General features: G+C 30.7%; 17 protein-coding genes. 7 read left to right on the plus strand and 10 right to left on the minus strand.

The window, feature by feature from the left end; all coding sequences use genetic code 11:
* The first annotated feature begins 118 nt into the window (after positions 1 to 118).
* The 5 genes from ACTNDN_RS20620 (at position 119) to xerS (ending at position 7,556) form a co-directional block, all read left to right on the plus strand.
* Positions 119 to 3,304, plus strand: a complete 3,186-nt coding sequence (locus tag ACTNDN_RS20620) for a metallophosphoesterase (protein ID WP_441132005.1) — start codon at positions 119 to 121, stop codon at positions 3,302 to 3,304.
* Positions 3,305 to 3,953: 649 nt separating this feature from the next.
* Positions 3,954 to 4,841 carry a DUF3800 domain-containing protein gene (locus ACTNDN_RS20625; RefSeq protein ID WP_441132007.1) on the plus strand — a complete coding sequence of 296 codons (888 nt, stop codon included), beginning with the start codon at positions 3,954 to 3,956 and terminating at the stop codon, positions 4,839 to 4,841.
* A gap of 16 nt (positions 4,842 to 4,857) precedes the next feature.
* On the plus strand, positions 4,858 to 5,682 hold the full coding sequence (locus ACTNDN_RS20630; RefSeq protein WP_441132009.1) for a hypothetical protein: 825 nt from the start codon (positions 4,858 to 4,860) through the stop codon (positions 5,680 to 5,682).
* A gap of 20 nt (positions 5,683 to 5,702) precedes the next feature.
* Complete coding sequence (locus tag ACTNDN_RS20635; RefSeq protein ID WP_341118199.1) at positions 5,703 to 6,389, plus strand: hypothetical protein; 687 nt, start codon at positions 5,703 to 5,705, stop codon at positions 6,387 to 6,389.
* A gap of 60 nt (positions 6,390 to 6,449) precedes the next feature.
* Positions 6,450 to 7,556 carry a tyrosine recombinase XerS gene (xerS, locus tag ACTNDN_RS20640; protein WP_441132011.1) on the plus strand — a complete coding sequence of 369 codons (1,107 nt, stop codon included), beginning with the start codon at positions 6,450 to 6,452 and terminating at the stop codon, positions 7,554 to 7,556.
* Positions 7,557 to 7,951: 395 nt separating this feature from the next.
* On the opposite strand, the gene ACTNDN_RS20645 is transcribed toward xerS, so the two are convergent.
* The 4 genes from ACTNDN_RS20645 to ACTNDN_RS20660 form a co-directional block, all read right to left on the minus strand.
* A complete protein-coding gene (locus ACTNDN_RS20645) occupies positions 7,952 to 8,587 on the minus strand; it encodes a restriction endonuclease (protein ID WP_441132013.1) in 636 nt (211 codons plus the stop codon).
* Positions 8,588 to 8,971: 384 nt separating this feature from the next.
* Positions 8,972 to 9,601, minus strand: coding sequence for a hypothetical protein (locus tag ACTNDN_RS20650; RefSeq protein WP_441132015.1), 630 nt, complete (start codon positions 9,599 to 9,601; stop codon positions 8,972 to 8,974).
* A gap of 145 nt (positions 9,602 to 9,746) precedes the next feature.
* On the minus strand, positions 9,747 to 10,283 hold the full coding sequence (locus tag ACTNDN_RS20655) for a hypothetical protein (protein WP_441132017.1): 537 nt from the start codon (positions 10,281 to 10,283) through the stop codon (positions 9,747 to 9,749).
* A gap of 1 nt (position 10,284) precedes the next feature.
* Positions 10,285 to 10,455, minus strand: a complete 171-nt coding sequence (locus ACTNDN_RS20660; protein ID WP_441132019.1) for a hypothetical protein — start codon at positions 10,453 to 10,455, stop codon at positions 10,285 to 10,287.
* 963 nt (positions 10,456 to 11,418) lie between these two features.
* Here ACTNDN_RS20660 and ACTNDN_RS20665 point away from each other — a divergent pair.
* Entirely contained in the window at positions 11,419 to 12,066 is a 648-nt protein-coding gene (locus ACTNDN_RS20665; RefSeq protein WP_441132021.1) for a hypothetical protein, read from the plus strand.
* Positions 12,067 to 12,084: 18 nt separating this feature from the next.
* Here ACTNDN_RS20665 and ACTNDN_RS20670 read toward each other — a convergent pair whose 3' ends face one another.
* A complete protein-coding gene (locus ACTNDN_RS20670) occupies positions 12,085 to 13,347 on the minus strand; it encodes a Y-family DNA polymerase (RefSeq protein WP_441132022.1) in 1,263 nt (420 codons plus the stop codon).
* 10 nt (positions 13,348 to 13,357) lie between these two features.
* Entirely contained in the window at positions 13,358 to 13,579 is a 222-nt protein-coding gene (locus ACTNDN_RS20675) for a hypothetical protein (protein WP_441132024.1), read from the minus strand.
* A 165-nt stretch (positions 13,580 to 13,744) separates the two neighbouring features.
* On the opposite strand from ACTNDN_RS20675, the gene ACTNDN_RS20680 reads away from it, so the two are divergent.
* Positions 13,745 to 14,149, plus strand: coding sequence for a hypothetical protein (locus tag ACTNDN_RS20680; RefSeq protein ID WP_441132025.1), 405 nt, complete (start codon positions 13,745 to 13,747; stop codon positions 14,147 to 14,149).
* 415 nt (positions 14,150 to 14,564) lie between these two features.
* Here ACTNDN_RS20680 and ACTNDN_RS20685 read toward each other — a convergent pair whose 3' ends face one another.
* From ACTNDN_RS20685 to ACTNDN_RS20700, 4 genes are all read right to left on the minus strand, one after another.
* The gene (locus ACTNDN_RS20685) at positions 14,565 to 15,284 is read right to left on the minus strand and encodes an AAA family ATPase (RefSeq protein ID WP_251628522.1); all 720 of its coding nucleotides are present in this window, start codon (positions 15,282 to 15,284) and stop codon (positions 14,565 to 14,567) included.
* 26 nt (positions 15,285 to 15,310) lie between these two features.
* Entirely contained in the window at positions 15,311 to 15,727 is a 417-nt protein-coding gene (locus ACTNDN_RS20690) for a hypothetical protein (protein WP_251628524.1), read from the minus strand.
* Positions 15,728 to 15,804: 77 nt separating this feature from the next.
* Positions 15,805 to 16,416: a hypothetical protein gene (locus tag ACTNDN_RS20695; protein ID WP_251628526.1), complete on the minus strand. Its 612-nt coding sequence runs from the start codon at positions 16,414 to 16,416 to the stop codon at positions 15,805 to 15,807.
* On the minus strand, positions 16,376 to 17,554 hold the full coding sequence (locus tag ACTNDN_RS20700; RefSeq protein ID WP_251628528.1) for a S8 family peptidase: 1,179 nt from the start codon (positions 17,552 to 17,554) through the stop codon (positions 16,376 to 16,378). Before ACTNDN_RS20700 ends, ACTNDN_RS20695 begins: the two co-directional genes overlap by 41 nt.
* Positions 17,555 to 18,110 lie beyond the last annotated feature (556 nt).

Below are 18,110 nucleotides of genomic sequence, written 5' to 3' on the forward strand. Positions count from 1 at the left end.
TAACCACATAATCGAACGCCTCCAGACAGCATTATATCAACCTTTATACAGTATGGTCAAGATAGCAACAATCTATACGAAAACAGCCTAAGTAAAAGTATAAAGGTGGTGTAATGTGATGAGAATTATACATTTATCCGATTTTCATATAGATTCAAATAATATGGAAGATCTAAAAAATTATGTTATCAATCCTTTAATTAAGGATTTAGTTAGTATAAATAATGAAACGAAAATAGATATGTTTGCTTTCTCAGGGGATTTGGTGGACAAGGGTGGAGCTAGCTTTGGAAATGATATTATATTAGCATTCTTAACATTTCAGGAAGAAGTAGTTGAGCCATTACTAAATGCTATAAACTTACCTTTAGATCGATTTTTCTTTGTTCCTGGAAATCATGATATTGTACGTAATGCTGATAAGAAACATATAGAAGTAGGGTTATTTCATTCGTTAAAAAGTTCTGACGTGGTAAATGCATTTATTGATAGTGAAGATGAGGATGGAATAAAGAGGATTCTACCATTCAAAAATTTCGAAAAGTCTTACTTTCAAAATTTTAATGGAGAGTATGAATATTCTAATTATCAATCTACTTTTAAATGGCAAAATGAAGATAATCAAATAGGTGTAACTTGCTTTAATTCATCTTGGAGATGTTTTGATAGTAATAAAGATTTTCAAAATATAATTTTAGGAGAAAGACAAGTTACTAGATCCAGACAGTTAATATCGGATTGTGATATTAAAATTGGTATAATTCATCACCCTCTAAATGAGCTAGCACCTTTTGAAGCTAAACAAATAGAGGGAATGCTAATGAAAGATTACGATATATTATTGTTCGGTCATGTCCATGAAGGCAGTAACTGGTCTAAAACTAATATCTTAGGATCCACTGTTGTTTCAATTGCTCCGTCTAATTGGACAACAAATGTAAGAAATAAAGATATTGATTTTGCTAATGGTTATTCAATAATAGACTTTAATATAGGATCACATGTTGAAATTACACACAAGAAATACTCACATTTAAAAGAAAGTTTTGTACCAAACACAGATTTAGGGAACGATTGTGGCAAAACGATTTATAATTTTCCAAGTTCGTCTGAAATGGCCAGAAAGCAAGAAGAATTATCAATTATCGAAAGAATAAAAGAAGTACAACTTGGATTTGTGGATCAACATTTAATTACATATGAAACAGATACTTTGGCACCAAAAACAATTGACGATATGTTTGTATTACCTTGCATTATCCAAAAAAAGGAAAAGGCCATCGACGAGGATTTATTTACGACAGACGATAAAACATTTTCTATAAGTGATATTTGTGAATATAACAAAAATATATTACTAGTAGGTGTAAAAGAAGCTGGAAAAACTATTTTAATGGATAAATTGTTAATTGAATTTACTAATAGTTACGAACGATACCAAAAAATCCCCGTATATATCAACTTTGAGGAAACAGTTAGTAATAGCATAGATACCCTGATAAGTAAATTCTTAAGTATAGGAATCATAAAAATTAGAAATGAAGTCTTAAAAAAACATGATATAGTCTTGTTGGTTGATAATCTTAAATTCGAAAAGAAATATGAAAGATTGTTAGGTAATCTTGAGTTATTCCTTAAACAATATTCCAATGTTACTATGATTTCTACATGTACAAGTAGTACAGAGGAAGAAATGCCGGTGGAGGCACTTAATAGTAATATTATTGAAATGCTAGTACCTATGTTTATTAAAGGATTTCGTACGAAAGAAATTCGAGAATTGATGACAAAATGGTTTAGTAATAATAATAAGTATATTAACCAAAATGATGGTCTGGATAAAATAATTAAGACTTTTGGAACTTTAAATATTCCTAGAACTCCTTTAGCTGTTTCCATGTTCCTTTGGATAATTGAAAAACAAGAAAATTATGCACCAGTTAACAATGCACAAATGATAGAGAACTTTCTTGAAAGATTGTTTTCGAAAACAACGAACAATCAAATATACTTTTCGGATTTCAATTACAAAAATAAAGAACGCTTACTGACAGAAATAGCTATGTTCATGTATAGAAAAAATGAGATAAATTATAGAGCTAACTATCAAGAATTAAGAAATTTTATATTCGAAAATTTGCAATTGAAAAAGTTTGACTTTGATGAAGAAGCTTTATTAAAAGATTTTATAAAAAAAGGGATATTATCTATAGAGAAGGAGGGGAATGAAAAGTTTGTTAAGTTTAAGTTAACATGTTTCTTTCAATTTTTTCTAATGAAGAATATTTTTATTAACCCCTCATTTAAGAAAGAGGTATTATTAGAAGGGAATTATCTCCACTTTATCGATGAACTAGATTATTATTCTGGTTTAAAAATGGACGATACTGAGCTTCTGGATTTAGTTGTAGAAAGAATGTATCAAGAGTATAGAGGATTAATGAAAAAAATCGAAAGTTTCCAATATTCTTATGATAATCAGTTTGAAACTTTAAGCACCATTGTGGGTAGGTTAAATCATACGGATATAGAAGCAATAACAACCAGTGGGAAAGAAACTGATAAAGATATTGAAAGAAGGCAAGATCAGGAACTTTCTAAAAAAGATGAGAAATTTATTGAAAAGAAAGATACTGAATTGAATCCTATAGTAAGGTTGGAACGATTGTGGAGACTTTCTGCTATAGTATTAAAAAATACAGAAGAGACTACAAAAGAAAATATAAAGTCAGAAGCATTTATTAAAATTATAAGGTGCTCTATGGCTTTTGCAGGAATATATAAATTTTTGCTTAAGAAATTTTTAAAACAGCATTCAGAATTAGAAAGCGATAAAGGAAACGAAAGTGAATTAGAACAATATAAGGTAATGGGTAAAATGTTACCTTTTTTTCATGAAATTCTCATATATCAAACCCTCGGTACAGGGAAGTTAAGTATTGTATTAGAGGAACGAATTGAGAAGATTTTAGAAAGTGATGATATATCTGACTTTGAAAAGTTCTTATGTGTATTTATTTACTCTGATCTAAAAGGGAAGAACAGAATGAAATACATTTCTTTGTTAATAAAAAATATAAAGAGGTTTTATATTAAAGATATGATATTTATGAAATTAATTGAATATTATCAACGGAAGGATACCAAAAAGCAGGAAGAAGATAAATACAAAAATTTATTAGGTGATCTAATCACTATTGATGATGGTGAGGGTAACACTAAAAGGGATTTTCATAGAAAAGGTAAAGTAATTGCGCAGATAGAGAATATAAAAAAAGAAAAATTACTTCATGGTCAACCATAATAGATAATTAAAAGTTAAGTTATTGTCTAATAAAAGTAATGGGGAGGCGCTTGGTAAATATTTTTTATAGGAGAATTTAAAATTCTTACTATGAACTACATTCAAACCTCTCCATGAACCTTATTTTTCATGAAACAATTCAAGTCTTATTGACGAGCGACACTAATTTTAATATTAAGTATCTTCGTGTCATTTTATTAATTTATGTCGCAATCTAATAATAAAATGGAGAACAGATGCAAATAATTAAAATAAGTAGATTAAATAAATCCTGAAACGCAAGTGACACAAAAATAAGTTTCAGTATTTTTGTGTCACTTGTTAGAGAAGAACAAGAAGTAATATTCTCAACTAGAAAAAATAATAGAAACACAAACTATTCGTATAATACAAATTTTACGAATAGATGTTGTTGGTAGAATGTTTGTTTGGTATAATAAAAGGACTAGAAATGAAGTTCTAGTCCTTTTACATAACGTTCTAAGAGCCATAATAATAAATTGGATTAATTTTCATCGTATCTTGATACGAGTACTCTCTTAATCCTATATTATATTAACCGTATCTCGATACGGGGCTATAATGTTCTTATACTATACAATTTTATTGTGTTTTTGTCAATTATCATATACCTAGGAGGAATAAAAAGTTGTCGCTATCCCCACCTCTTAAAACCGAATTAATGAATATATTTTTTGATGAAAGTGGTCAAGATTCTGATAAACCCTCTACAATGGGTGGCCTCCTAATTCCCAGCTCCGTTTATAAAACAGCAGAAATGATGGAATTAAATAGAAGATTAGAATCCAGAGAACTTAAATTACACTGGACAGAATATACAGGTCATAGCGGGCTTAAAGATAATATTATAGAGGCTATTATTACTTTTTCTAAGATAGCTAGATTTACTAGGATGAATGTTATTAATTACAATCGTTCTACATTAGATTGGAGGTATAAACTGTCGGGAGATCCTGCAAGTGGTAAATTAGAGAAAAGAGAACGCCAAAGACAGTTGAATTATGCCACTCTAATGGTGTATACGAAGATTCCTGAACGGATTTTTTACGGTTTATTAAGGAACTTCGGGAAAGACGTGTACATAAAAACAGATATATATATAGAAAAAGAAGGTAAATATGAGAAGTATGATTTAGAAAAAAGACTCAGAGAAAATTTAAATACTCAATCTTTATACAGAGCTGAGCAATTTTGGGTTACTGATTGTCAGATGGTGAGTAAAGGAGAAATGATTGGGGTGGAGTTAGTAGATCTCTTATTAGGAATAATACGTTTAATAATAAATAATAAACCAATTCCACCTGGTCTTTCATTAGAAGAATATTCTACATTAAAAATTAAAGGACTCTATATGAAGACTAAATTGGTAATTGAATTGCTTAAAATACCTTCTTTTTATAACTTTATCAGTGGTATTAAATATTTTGAATGGGATAGTCATAAGGAACTAGCAGAAGTAACATTTAAAGATTATTTAGATTTATTTATGGCTAATCATTATAGAGAATTTCTCTAAATAAGGAGCGAGACTAGTGGGACATTTGCTAAATTGCACAAATTATGAATCGGTTTTTAAATCGATCAAAACTATTTTAGGGGTTTCTCATAATAGTTTAATTGATTTTATCAAGTTAAATGAATATAGAATTAAACTAAGAAGAGATTTTGGATATCCTATTTTTGAACGATTTGAAATAAGTGAAATCAAAGATTATTTCAACATTGATGTATTTAATTACGATGAAATTATAGTACATCACGCAGCTTCACTTTTAGAAAATAGCACTCATTTAGAACAAGGCATTTATAATCTTAAGAGACTTGCTGAGACTCATAATTCATTTAAATTATTTTTAAGTAATTATGGAATAACATATGATACTGACCGAGTTGGAACACCTTATTTCGCTTATAATGGAAACAAAGTAACCTCACCTTATCTAGAAAGCAGGTTTAAAAAAGATCTATGTATTAATGGATTCTTATTTAGTTATTCCGTATTAGAGGATACTAATATTAAGGATTTAAAATATTGTCCAGAAATTGTTGCTCACCTTGGTAGAGAAATAGGAATCGATTTACGCAGAGAATGGATTGAACAGTCAAATCCATGTAGCGTTTCATTTAAAGTAAAACTAAGAGAAATAGATAATAGTACTTTGAATACTAGTGTTGCAGATAATAAAGCTAAACAGGAATATTTTATTAAACTTGCTATTGAATATCTAATTATTGATGAAGTAATGATATATCAATATCCGAAAGATAATCCTATGGTGTTTTTAAAAGAAGAAATTCAAATCAGTCCTGAAAGAATTGTAAATATAGTCCCTCTGTCTGAATTGGAGAGTTTTTAATTAATTATAAGGAGGTTATTATGAGCAAAACTAACTGGCATGAAGCTTCTGGAAAGTCAATTTCTGCTGATGAATGGTTTATAAAATTTAGAGACGATATACCAATTTGTAAAGTATGTAATAGTTCATTAACTTTTGTTGCAACTGCAAGAAATCAAAGAACAACACATTTTAGACATCCAGATAATTCAAATTGTCCCACTGTTAAATTTAACAGTAAATTATATGAAAATTTTAGACCAAAAGAGAAGGATTATCAAAATGCAAGAAAATTAAAAGAATGGGTTATAGATAATCCATATCTATTATTTAGGCAAATGTGGAAAATACTTGGTGGATCTATAAGATACTCTGAGTTTACTGATATTCTAACCGCAGCTAATAAAAGGCAAATATGGTATTATGTTGGTCTAGAAGTAGAAATGCTCCCCTATACATTATTGGTTAATTATGGATTATTTCCGAAATTGAAAGATCGAACTGGTAGAGAACGTGAAATGTATATGGCTTTTGAGTCTAATCTATCTTCTTACGAAGAAATATGGAATAAACCAAGTTCTGAAGCAAAATATATTTTTAGAATATATCGGGATACCTCATCTACTAATGAATATGAGTTGGTGAGAATTGGAGATATTATGTTACCTGAAAATTTAACAACACCAGATTTTATGGATTATTATCTAAAAAAAGCAAATTTGATATAAATAATTGTTCGTAAAGATCGTATTATACGAACAAATGTTCTTGTTTGGAGGTGGACGGAATTGGCTATAACAAAACAACATGAATATTATGAAAGACGACTAGAGGAACTTCTAAAGGAAATGCCAGACTTTATAAATGAATATGTAGAAGCCAAAATGGATAATCGCTCCCCTCTTACTCTATTCAATTATGTTAGAGATTATAAGGAGTTTTTATCTTGGTTAATGGCTGATGAAAGAGTCAAGTGGTCTAGTTTAAAAACATTTCCAGTTGGGATATTAGGATCCCTGCCCCTATCTGATGCACAAGATTATTTCAAATATGTCGGTCGGAAAAAGTACGAGAAAGCAAATGAATCTCATAAAATAAGTTCAAAAACGGTTAATAGGCATAAATCCTCCCTTCGTTCGCTTTTTAATTATTTGACTATTGAAGCAGAAGTACCAGGAACTCAAGGTGAACCTTATTTTCATAGAAATGTAATGAAAAAAATTCCTATCAAAAAAGTTTCGGAAACTTTTAATGAAAGAGCACGAAAAATTTCAGAGAAGATTTTTATAGGAAATGAGGATATCGACTTTTTGGAGTTTATAAAAAATGAATATGAAAATACTCTTTCTCCTTCAGAATCAAAGTTCTTTAAACGTGACAAAGAACGTAATTTTGCTATCATTTCATTATTTTTGGGTAGCGGAATTAGAGTAAATGAACTGATAGAATTACGCCTTAAAGATATAGATAGTAAAAATAACGAAATAAGTATTATTAGAAAAGGCGGAAAAAAAGATACTATTCCAGTTACTCCTTCTTCGATGTTAGATGTATTAGATTATCTATCTATTAGAAATGAAAGGTATAAAACAGGAAATGAGGAAAGTCAGTATCTATTTGTTAAACAATATAAGGGAGATACACTCCCTCTTACTGCACGTGCTGTTGAGAATATTGTTTATAAGTATACCAAATCATTTGATAAACGAATGGCCCCCCATAAATTAAGACATACTTATGCTACTAATTTAGCAGAACAAACAGGAGGAGACATTCCGCTTATTATGAACCAATTGGGGCATACACAATCTGATATTTCCTTACTTTATATCAATACATCTAGAGAAAAAGCTAAGCTTGCTGCAGAACGACTTGACCAACGGAGAAAAAAATAAAAAAGGAAGCATTAAAGTGAAAACTTTATGCTCCATTTTTGTTTAATCATTTGTAGTGTTATGTATTATAAATAGCGCACTTCTGCTGTAGGATTGAGATACTGAATTACTATACCTAAATCTTTGTTAATTTTATCTGTAGCCATAACAATTAAGGAAATGTGGTTAATAACTTTGTTAGCGTTGCTTTTAAATCCATTCAAATCGGATTTTTCAGCTGCACTCTCAATATTAATTTTATAATCACGGTTTAAGTTATTACTATGAATATTTGATATCTGTAACAAGAGATGTTGATTGAAACGTCTCTTGTTACAGAAAAAAGTCTCTAATAAGTTTAGATTCTACTCCAAGTATATCAGTACTCATGAATTGTTTTATAGCCAAATTTAAACCTAAGTTGTCGCTATATCACATAGTATTGTAAGGTGTTCTTTATCTATACCTCTTACGACTGAATTTAAATTTGTACAACTCTCTTCTGCTTCTTTTTTAGAAAAATATAAAATCAAAAACGGCTTACCATTTGCATCTATATTTCGAATATATGTACCAGTTACCTGTCCACTATCCCCTTTTTCCATTAAGCAATAAAATGGTTCACCAATGACTAATTCGTCAGGTAGCACCACGTCTAAGCGCTTCTGAATTGCTACGGCAAGTAAAGACTCTTCATTGCCAGTAATCAATTTGATTCCGTGATGTTCAGCAAACTTATTGGCTCCACTTTGGTACCCTTTAGGGGCTACCATTACACCCACTGAATTAGGAATATCTTCTAAAATTGATTTTAAAGCTAATACTTTTTCTTTTGAGACTTTACTATTCCAATTTTTGCACTCGAAGATGACTTTGTGAGTGATACCATTTAGCTCAAATTGGTAATAGACATCTATATTATGTATTACACCTGATTTACCAATTATATTTTGCTTGTTCTTGACTTCTATATCTTTATTGGCTGACCCGGATAGTACTTGATAAACGTATTGAATCAATGCTTCCAGTCTATCTCCCTTATTTTTAAACATGATTTAACTCCTTGCTAATATTACCTTTTGTTAATCATAACATTTTGATTAACATGAGAAAAGACTGGTTATTAGTACACTTGTGTATCTTATACTTAACAAAATCTAGCTTTCTCCATTTGGCATTAGAAGAGGATACATTAACTTTACCCCGAGAATGGAAGGACGTACAGCACTCTGTCGTTCAAATCAATTTAGGATTGAGCTATAATGTTATCCCCACATACACGTTATGAGATTGGAATTTCTTTATTAACTTTTTAATATTAATTACTTCATCCATTCTTGATGTTCTTTTTGACAAAATAACACCCCCTTATAAAATTATAGTCAAAGGAAAAAGAAAGCGATATTACCCTTCTGTTAAAAATTTAGATATAAAAATTAAAATAAAGTAAGTTGCTCATCATCAATCTTCAATGTCTTTCTATATTCATTTAATCTCTTTTCATAGAATCTTGGATAAAGTTCCATTAAGGCGTATCCTAGTTCCTCTTTACTTAACTTATCTAATATTACTTTACCTTCTCTTTGGTGAAGGTCAGTATCGAATTCTTTATTTATCTTTTTGTATAGCCCATTGTATAAGAATTGTCTACTATACTTTTTATTAGGATCTGATAACTCATTAACCATCCTTCTAATGCAACGCTTATATCTTGACTTAACCTCTAAAAAATCTCTATCAGATACAGTATCATCTGCTTTATTGGTATATGTATCATGAGACACAACAATCCAATCTTTACTTTTATAAAAATCCATTGCTTGATGCTCATATATTAAAAAATCCTTTTTGCTGTGCGTAGAAGGATCTAACATTTTCAAAACTATATAATGTGTATCTTTATCTAAGTATAAATTCATCCTATTAGGCTTGCTTGTATATTCCGGTATAGTTAACACATGCTCTATCCATCTAACTACAAATGCTAATTGAGTTTGTCCAACATAAACAATTCTCAATTTCTTATTAATTATTGCATATATGTCAGCATTAAGTTTCTCACTCATGTTATCACCTCAATGTATATATTTTACATCTTTTGGTAATAGTTGGCTAATAATCTTGCTGCGAAAGGAATAAAAAGAAACGATTTGAATTTTAATCATAATCCAAAAACCCTACTAATTAATAAAGGTAGGGTTTGTTTTATATTTATATAATTGTATAACTTATAATTAATCCGTTTTCGTTTTTTTGCAAAGTTTTAAATTCATTTTCTTCATAGAACTTATGTAAAGGTGCGATATCCTCAAACTCAACACAAACAACTTTTAATGCTGCATAGGCCTTTATGTGATTTTTACAATGTTCGAGTGCTAAATCCAATATTTGTTTCCCACTTACTTTTCCTTTATAAGCATCTGATCTTCCTAATTGTCCTATTAAAATAGTTATAAAAGCGGTAGCCCTCTTATTACCAGTTAACTTTTGACGCATTCCACCAGATACGTTTGTAAAATCAAAATTTTTAACCAACAAAGTAAAATAGCCAACTATTTCATGATCGTTTTTTTCATCCGTAATTAAGCTAGTCCTCGAAAAATTTCTTTTCTCATTTTCAATAGCTTTTTTATGTAAAAATAACTCCACATCTTTATTTTTACTACATACAAAAGAGGATAGATATTCGTACACTCTATCCTCCTCTGTTGTTGCTTCTAATAATGAACTTAAGCTAGTAACTTCCATATTATCTTCTACTGTCCAGAATGTTTGCTGCACGTTTAATTCTGTCACTTTTAGTTAAATTTAAATCATTAAAAATCCCAGTATCAACAACTTTTCTGCGTGGAGTTTCAGCAAGCATTTTAGCCTCGGATTCATTTAGTGTGTAAGTGGCATCTAAAGTAAAAGTTGCCATATCGTCTTCCTCCTTATTACGCAAACTATTCACCCCGTAACTGTTATATTTTTAATCTTATAACATATTAGACGAAATTATTTTGCGTTCCTTTATACAAATTATACTAAAATTCCCCTTGATTTGAAACATTTTAGTGTAAATTAGCATAAAAAAGTATTCCGTGAATTGAATTACGACAGAAACACAAAAATAACTTATAAATGAGACAGTATTAACATATAGAAATGATGAATATTCCCGATATGTTTTAATTACCCTTTTAACAAAAAATATTAAACTTGCTGTTAGTAATCATCGTCTTCTTCGTCAATTATGTCATCTTCATCTAAAGACAATCACACCATCCCACACCGTTTTCTATCTTACTCAATTCTAGATCGTCATATAGCTTATATGCTTGTTCTATTCCTATGCCAAAATGCTGAATTAATTTTAAAATTTCTTCAAATACTGCGTCTGTTTCTCCATGCAGCCAAAGTTTACTTGATTATTTTTTATATAATCCAATTAAGAATTATCTCGCACTTAAATATTATTCATGGTCCAGCATTCCGCTTCCTACTTCGAATACTTAACTTTGTTGAAACTTCTTGAATGATATTATCTTTCTTAAAACCCATCCGGCATTAGCTTGGGCACTTCCATATAATGGAGTCCCACCTTTAATTACATTATTACAGAGATATTATAAGGAGGTAGCCCACTAATTTGCCCTCTCACTATATCGATGTTATTACAAAGAAGAGGATCATATTAAACTTAATTGTTTATTAGATAATTTATATCATGGTTTTGATGGTGCAGATTTAATTATAACTTATGACAATAATGAATGGCTGGAGAGCTTATATTTATACCCAACTGTTAAAGCTGTATCAAGAGCTTACACCGTTTAAATATCAAGAACATTTTAAAATCGTCGATAATAATAGTAGATAAGAAAGGGGATTGTAAATTATAATGAGTTGGCCGTTCAGTAAAGAAAGATTTTTTTTATATCTCTCATATGTTATATATAGTTTTATAGTTATCTATGCTATTACTTACATATATCCAAAATACTTTAATGAAACGATAGTTATATTCCTTGCTGTAATGTTTTTCAGTTATGGTGCATACTTGATATCCCGCTTAACTGGTGTTTATAAAAAGGTTCAGAGAATCGAAGGGGACATTTATCGACAAGAAATTAAGAAAGCATATGCTCATTTCTTTTCAGAAAAAAAGAGCGATATTAGAAATTTCGCTTCTTCAAAGGAAAAGAAAGTGGAAAAAGAGGAATGGATAGAATTTGAAAAGGCTCAATGGTCTTGGAAAGGGAAAACTAACCGTGAATTAACAGCTGTAGAGAGGTATTTCAAAACAGAAAATAATTTAAGACGGATAAACACTTTCGATAGGATTATAAATCTCATTTCTTCTCATTGTTACGGATTCTTTATTTTAGTTAATCCTCTCTATGCTTTTCTAACAACTATTCCAGTAGTTATCATTTCATTAGTACTATTTTTAATCCACAGAAAACTAAGAAGAAAACTTCATGAATTATATATTGAAGTATACCCCGAAAATATTCGGGAGACATTGGAGAGTCTTGGTATAAAATAAAGTCCCCCTTTAGGGGGATTAGGCTCTATGACCACCAACCAATTTGGAACGGTGTACAGCTGTTCCTCCTGGAGTATAGGAGACTGCCCTTAGTAAAGAGGTGGGGCCAAATTTATTTCTTAATTCGTCTACTACATAACCAATTTTTCGTTTCTTCCAACTATTATTATCAAATAGATCCAATTGCACTTCGTAATCATCTACAAGTTTGGACAAACTAACAGATATTTGTCTAACAGTTTGTCCGCGATAATTTTCTCTCATAATATCCAAACATACCTTATATACATCCATGGTTACATTAGTAGGATTTTCGATTGTTCTTGACCGATTAAATCCACCACCATACTCATCTCGACTATATCCTAACCCAAAACTTATAGTACGAACCGCATGGTGATTCTTTCTTGCTCTTTTACATACCTCTTCGCACATTTCTAATACTACAGTTTCTATCTCTTTTCTTTCCTTGTAATCCCGAAGTAATATTTGGCTTTTACCGTAACTGACTTGTCCATCCATAATTGGTGCTCCAATTTCGGACAAGTCTATTCCCCAAGCATGATGATACAATTGGTTTCCTAATATTCCAAACTTACTTTCTAGTAATTTCAAATCGTACCTAGCAAGTTGCCCTATTGAAAATATCCCCATTCTGTTTAGAGTTTTTTCAGTTCGCTTACCAATTCCCCACATTTCACTCAATGGTGATATAGGCCATAATTTCTTTTGTACATCATTGAAAGTCCAAGTTGCAATACCACTATCCACCTTTTTAGCTTCTAAATCTAAACACAGTTTTGCCATAAGCATATTTGGACCGATTCCTACTGTAGAGGGGAGCCCGAAATCACTATAAATATCATATTGAATTTGTTTAGCTATTTCTTGGGGTGTTCCCCATTTATCAGATGGTCCAAGTTCTAAAAAGCTTTCATCGATGGAGTAAACATGTACTTTATTAGGAGGTACATACCTATAGAATAATTTAACTATTTCTGTAGATACGCGGACAAACAAGGACATCGATGGATTCACTACTACAATTCGAGGATCGTTTGGAATTTCAAACTTCCGAGAACCAGTTTTTATTTTAAAATCTCTTTTCATAGCAGGAGCGGCAGCAAGTACTACACTCCCCTCCCTCTCCGTATTTCCTACTACAGCTAAGTGACAGGTAAGAGGGTCGAGTCCTAATAATACAGCTGAAACAGAAGCATAAAATGACTTCATATCGACTGCTAGTATGTTTTTATTAGGAAACTGAGAGTAGTCGAACATAAACAATCACCTATTTTGTTATTTTGCTTATCGTTGAAAAAGGTAAATATAAAATTTCTTCTGTGTTATCCTTTACTAAACGAAAGTGCTTATTGTTGTAATCAATAAATATGGTTTTCCCTGTTATGATTGCCTCACTTAATGCTGGATGGGCAAAAACATAAAAAGAAACAGAAGAATTAGTTTCCATTGCATTATAAATTGTTTCTTCCTCTAAAAAAGAATAAGCCATTACTATCTCCTCCAATTAACATAAAAAATTATATAAGAACTTATGTTCGATTTCAATGTTATTTTCTTACTGTTAAATTAATTTCACTATAAAGAGAGGAAAATGTTTGACCTATTTTGACTAACTAGATAAAATAACGGTAATAAATGGATAAAGAGGTGCCCTATGGAAATTGAAGAGATATATCGTAAATTAGACGAAGACATTTACACTTTTGGAGATCATTTTAGTGGTGGAGAAGAACACAAATACATTTCTTCGGAAGCACTTATTAGTAAATCGTTACTTGAGGATTTGAGAGAAGTACTTGATGAAAATCAAAATGGATACGACCAAGAAGTAGTAAATAAAGTTCTCCATCTTGTTAGATATAATGGTCCAATTGATAATTATGCTAATTTTAATGAAAATGTGTATGCTGGAGAGATGCTTTCTGAATTGCCATATGAAGAAGATAGTGATCCTGGAGAGATTGCAGGCAACCAAGCTGCAGAAAAAAGACAAGACCTTTTAAATGAAGCAAGTGATGATATTAAAGAATTAATGGAAGCTTTATCTTCTTTACTTTAAGTCATAACGGATTGAAATTTATGTTACAAGGGTATATTATAATATATAAGAATCAAACTAAAAAACCAAGGAGCTAGAACTCCTTGGACAACTACTTACGAGTGGTATGCTAAATTGTTATTTAGAAGACCCACCCTTATGCTTCCGACGGCGCGGGGTGGGTTTTCATTTTCTCTTCTTTTTGCTTGATAAGCAATATGCCTAGACTTTTCGGTCTAAAGAATAACTGATATTAATTCATCTTCAACTACCTTCCCTCTTATAATCGCCTGAGTTCTTCATAAAGTTAGCAACCCTATTGGACTTTGACATAGAACTGTAGAATAGAATTTGTATGACTGACGCACAAAAAAACGCTTTATAAAAGCGTTTTACATAATATATATTTACTATTTTTAACTTGCTAACTACTTGTTTAATCTTCTTCGTTAAATAATCGTTCGATTATAGTTTGTCTACTGTTTAAAAATACTTTCGAAATTTGATAGTGCTCTGTTTCTTCATAAGCAACTTCTTTAAGACCATCTTCACCAAAACTTATTATAGACGCTCCGGGGTACCCTAAAAGAATGGGAGAATGGGTAGCTATAATAAATTGTGCTTCTTCCTTCTTTACCAAGTCATTGATAATCTTTAGGAATGATAATTGCTTTTGAGGTGATAATGCTGATTCAGGCTCATCTAATAAATAGATAGCTTTCCCGCTAAATCTATTTAAAAATAAAGATAAGAACGATTCACCATGTGATTGATGGTGTAATGAACGGCCCCCATAAGCTCCATAAGCTCCAACTTTATCAATATGGGTTGCAAAATTATAAAACGATTCTGCCCGTAAGAAGAAACCGTTGGTAATCTTGGGCATCCAGGATAATCTTATATGATCTCCTAAATCAGAATCTGCGGCATGGAGTTCATAGGTATTATTTCTTCCTCCTCCAGCAGTATTAAAATCACACTTATATGCTATTGCCTCGAGTAAGGTTGATTTACCAGTACCATTTTCACCTACAAAGAAAGTAACATTATTATTGATGTGTAATTCTTCCAACTTATTGATGGAAGGGATAGAAAAAGGATACTTATTATAATTAATAATGTTCTCTTTAATTAATTTAACCTCTTTAAGATACATAAAAAACACCTTTAGTGGCAATATTATTATTCATCAAATACCAAGTTTGATTTCAATTGAGTGACAATATTGGTTTTAACGCCCTGATCCAACATAGAATCAAGCATTTCCTCAATTAAACCACTAGTATCTACGTCTAAAATCTTCTTTAACGTGTTCATAACCTCTGGAAATATAATCTCTTGGTTCTCATCAAGAATTGAATCAGCATCTAATTCTTTTAATACTTTAATATGTCTTTCTTCTTTTTTACCATTTAAAAGTTCTGAGAGTACTAGGAAGAATAAATCAATAGACGATCTTTGACTCGCAGTTATTCCTGATGTTACCAAAAAATTATAATATGGAAATTCGTTATTAGTCACTTTACAAATACTTAAAAGCCTAACTTGTTCTGTTAAAGTTTTCAATTGCTCTTCAAGCATTTCTATTTTTTTCTCCACAGTAGTCACTCCTCCAAAATAAGATAAAAGCAGAAAGAAGAATCTTTCTACTTTTATTATTTTAATCTGTTAATTCCTTAAAATGCAAGGAAACTTACAACGGCTGCCATATTCTCAGCAATATCTTCTGCATAAGTAGGTGGAACTTTTACATCTCTTAATCCTTGGTAAATGATGCTTCTCACTGTTTCTTGTGCATAATTTTGAGCATCATCAAATCTTTTAATTGCATTATCTAAGCCTTTATTTATCTTGGAAGTGTTATTTTTCAAATATTTTATTGCGCCGTTGCTCATATGCTCTTCAATTAAACCTAAAATCCAGTCACCTGCTTTAACAGCACCTTTAATCGTGTAAAGAGCGCCTTTTATTACTAGCCCTTTGCCACCAGCAGCTTCCACTTCTTTTGTTGTAGTATCAGTGTCAACTGAAACAACAGTAGGCTTTTCATTAACAGAAGCCGCAAAAGTTGATGTCGTTGGTAGTAAGATACCAAGAGATAATGTTGTAGCAGTAGTTGCTATTAATAATTTTTTCAACAAGATTCCCAACCCCTTTTTGTTAAATTTTGGATTATGAATACATATTAACATACAAATCTGGTAAAAATCTAATGAAAATCTAGTGAAATATAACAAAAATAGTAATTTATTTCTTTTTTTTAGAAAGGTTAATTGCTTTGTTTGCATTTAATAATCCTGAGCCATAAAGCCTTCTTTCACCAATAGGTGTAGATGTTTTTTTTAGAATCTCTTCTATTTGAAGTTGAGACATGTTTGGGTTTACAGAAAGCATAAGTGCAGCTGTTCCTGTAACATGAGGAGTTGCAATTGACGTACCACTGAACGCTACAAAATACCCATCATCAAATGTTGTATAAACAAACTCGCCTGGTGCCATTAAATCTAAATTTCTTCCGACACTAGAAAAATCAGCTCTTTCTTTTTTCTTAGTCAGTGCACCTACTGATATTACATTTTTATATTTTGCAGGGTAGGTTAAAGTACTTCCTGATTCTACACTCCCCTTATTTCCAGCCGCCGCTACAACAATAATTCCTTTATTAATGGCTTTATTAATTGTTTTTTTTAACAAATTATTTTCCGTAGTAGTTTGTAAACTTAAATTGATAATATCCATATCATTCTCTATAGCCCATTCAATACCACTGATGATATCACTAATCATCCCTTCTCCCTTTGAATCCAATGCCTTTATTGAGTATAGTTTGGCTTCAGGTGCAACGCCTTTTATACCAACATTATTATCAAGAGCTGCAATGATTCCAGCTACTCTTGTGCCATGTCCGTAGTCATCCTCATATGAACCATTATTATCTAATACATTAAATCCTCCATACACTTTTAAGTCGGAGTGATTGCTATTTATTCCAGAATCAATTACTCCAATTTTTATGCCTTCCCCCTTAATTCCTTTTTTGTGTATTTTATTAATGCCTGTTTGTTTCAGATTCCAATTCGGATATGTAGACTCGTTTACTTGAGAGCTGCTTTTTTTATCAATGTCTTCTGCAGCGAATACTTTTTCATTTTGCTCGATTTCTACTACAACTTTTTTCTCTTTTAATCTCTTAACCTGTTGTTCTGTCAAACTAGCAGTAACCGCCGGTGAATATTTGAAGGTCTGAAGTGTCTGCCCACCAACTTCTTTGATCAATTCCTTATCTACACTATCTTGATAAGCAATGATATATTCCTTTTTCAGAGCATCATTCTTACTGCCTTCCTTTGCAAATGTTAATGTTGTACCTGTAATGGTAGATAAAGTAAACAGCATGCAAATTATAATAATAATAATTTTTTTCATATTATTTGTCTCCCCGTTTTTAATTATTTTTACGAAATAATATTACCAAATTAATGAATCAAATGAAATATATAACAATTATAATACGTGTGAAACCCCCCTCTCCCCCCCAATAAAACCTTCTCTGTATATATGATGAATATGGTTTTTCCCTGTTAGTTAAGTTATGAGATGTCTATACACGTTATAGTCTTTCTATCCTAAATACATGTCCGATAGAGGTATGAAAAGGCGAATAATAGAAACTAAAAAAACTTTTATTATTCTGATTAAATAGTAATTTTTTCTAGAATTTTATTGGTATATGAGGAAGAGGTAATCTTTGTTTTTATCTATTTGGTAATGTGGATATTGAAAACAACAGAGAAAAAAATGGCAATATTTATGATAAATGCTTTTGAGAGGATTTGTTGATATTAGAGTTGAATTTATACACAAATCAATAAATGATCTACCGTAAATCATCTCTTCTTTTTGTTTTATAAGGATTGCTAAAGATATTTTTATAAATATAAATATCTACTTATAATATTCTCTTATAAACAAACTATATTTT

The sequence above is a fragment of the Niallia sp. HCP3S3_B10 genome, from assembly GCF_052064465.1.
GTDB classification, from domain to species: domain Bacteria; phylum Bacillota; class Bacilli; order Bacillales; family Cytobacillaceae; genus Niallia; species Niallia hominis.

Excerpts from the sequence above, each read along its gene's own strand:
- ACTNDN_RS20620 (WP_441132005.1), top strand. The coding sequence starts at position 119 with ATGAGAATTATACATTTATCCGATTTTCATATAGATTCAAATAATATG.
- ACTNDN_RS20695 (WP_251628526.1), bottom strand. The coding sequence starts at position 16,416 with ATGCAAACAAAGCAATTAACCTTTCTAAAAAAAAGAAATAAATTACTA.
- ACTNDN_RS20645 (WP_441132013.1), bottom strand. The coding sequence starts at position 8,587 with ATGTTTAAAAATAAGGGAGATAGACTGGAAGCATTGATTCAATACGTT.
- ACTNDN_RS20660 (WP_441132019.1), bottom strand. The coding sequence starts at position 10,455 with ATGGCAACTTTTACTTTAGATGCCACTTACACACTAAATGAATCCGAG.
- ACTNDN_RS20650 (WP_441132015.1), bottom strand. The coding sequence starts at position 9,601 with ATGAGTGAGAAACTTAATGCTGACATATATGCAATAATTAATAAGAAA.
- ACTNDN_RS20680 (WP_441132025.1), top strand. The coding sequence starts at position 13,745 with ATGGAAATTGAAGAGATATATCGTAAATTAGACGAAGACATTTACACT.
- ACTNDN_RS20700 (WP_251628528.1), bottom strand. The coding sequence starts at position 17,554 with ATGAAAAAAATTATTATTATTATAATTTGCATGCTGTTTACTTTATCT.
- ACTNDN_RS20665 (WP_441132021.1), top strand. The coding sequence starts at position 11,419 with ATGAGTTGGCCGTTCAGTAAAGAAAGATTTTTTTTATATCTCTCATAT.
- ACTNDN_RS20670 (WP_441132022.1), bottom strand. The coding sequence starts at position 13,347 with ATGTTCGACTACTCTCAGTTTCCTAATAAAAACATACTAGCAGTCGAT.
- ACTNDN_RS20635 (WP_341118199.1), top strand. The coding sequence starts at position 5,703 with ATGAGCAAAACTAACTGGCATGAAGCTTCTGGAAAGTCAATTTCTGCT.
- ACTNDN_RS20685 (WP_251628522.1), bottom strand. The coding sequence starts at position 15,284 with ATGTATCTTAAAGAGGTTAAATTAATTAAAGAGAACATTATTAATTAT.
- ACTNDN_RS20675 (WP_441132024.1), bottom strand. The coding sequence starts at position 13,579 with ATGGCTTATTCTTTTTTAGAGGAAGAAACAATTTATAATGCAATGGAA.
- ACTNDN_RS20655 (WP_441132017.1), bottom strand. The coding sequence starts at position 10,283 with ATGGAAGTTACTAGCTTAAGTTCATTATTAGAAGCAACAACAGAGGAG.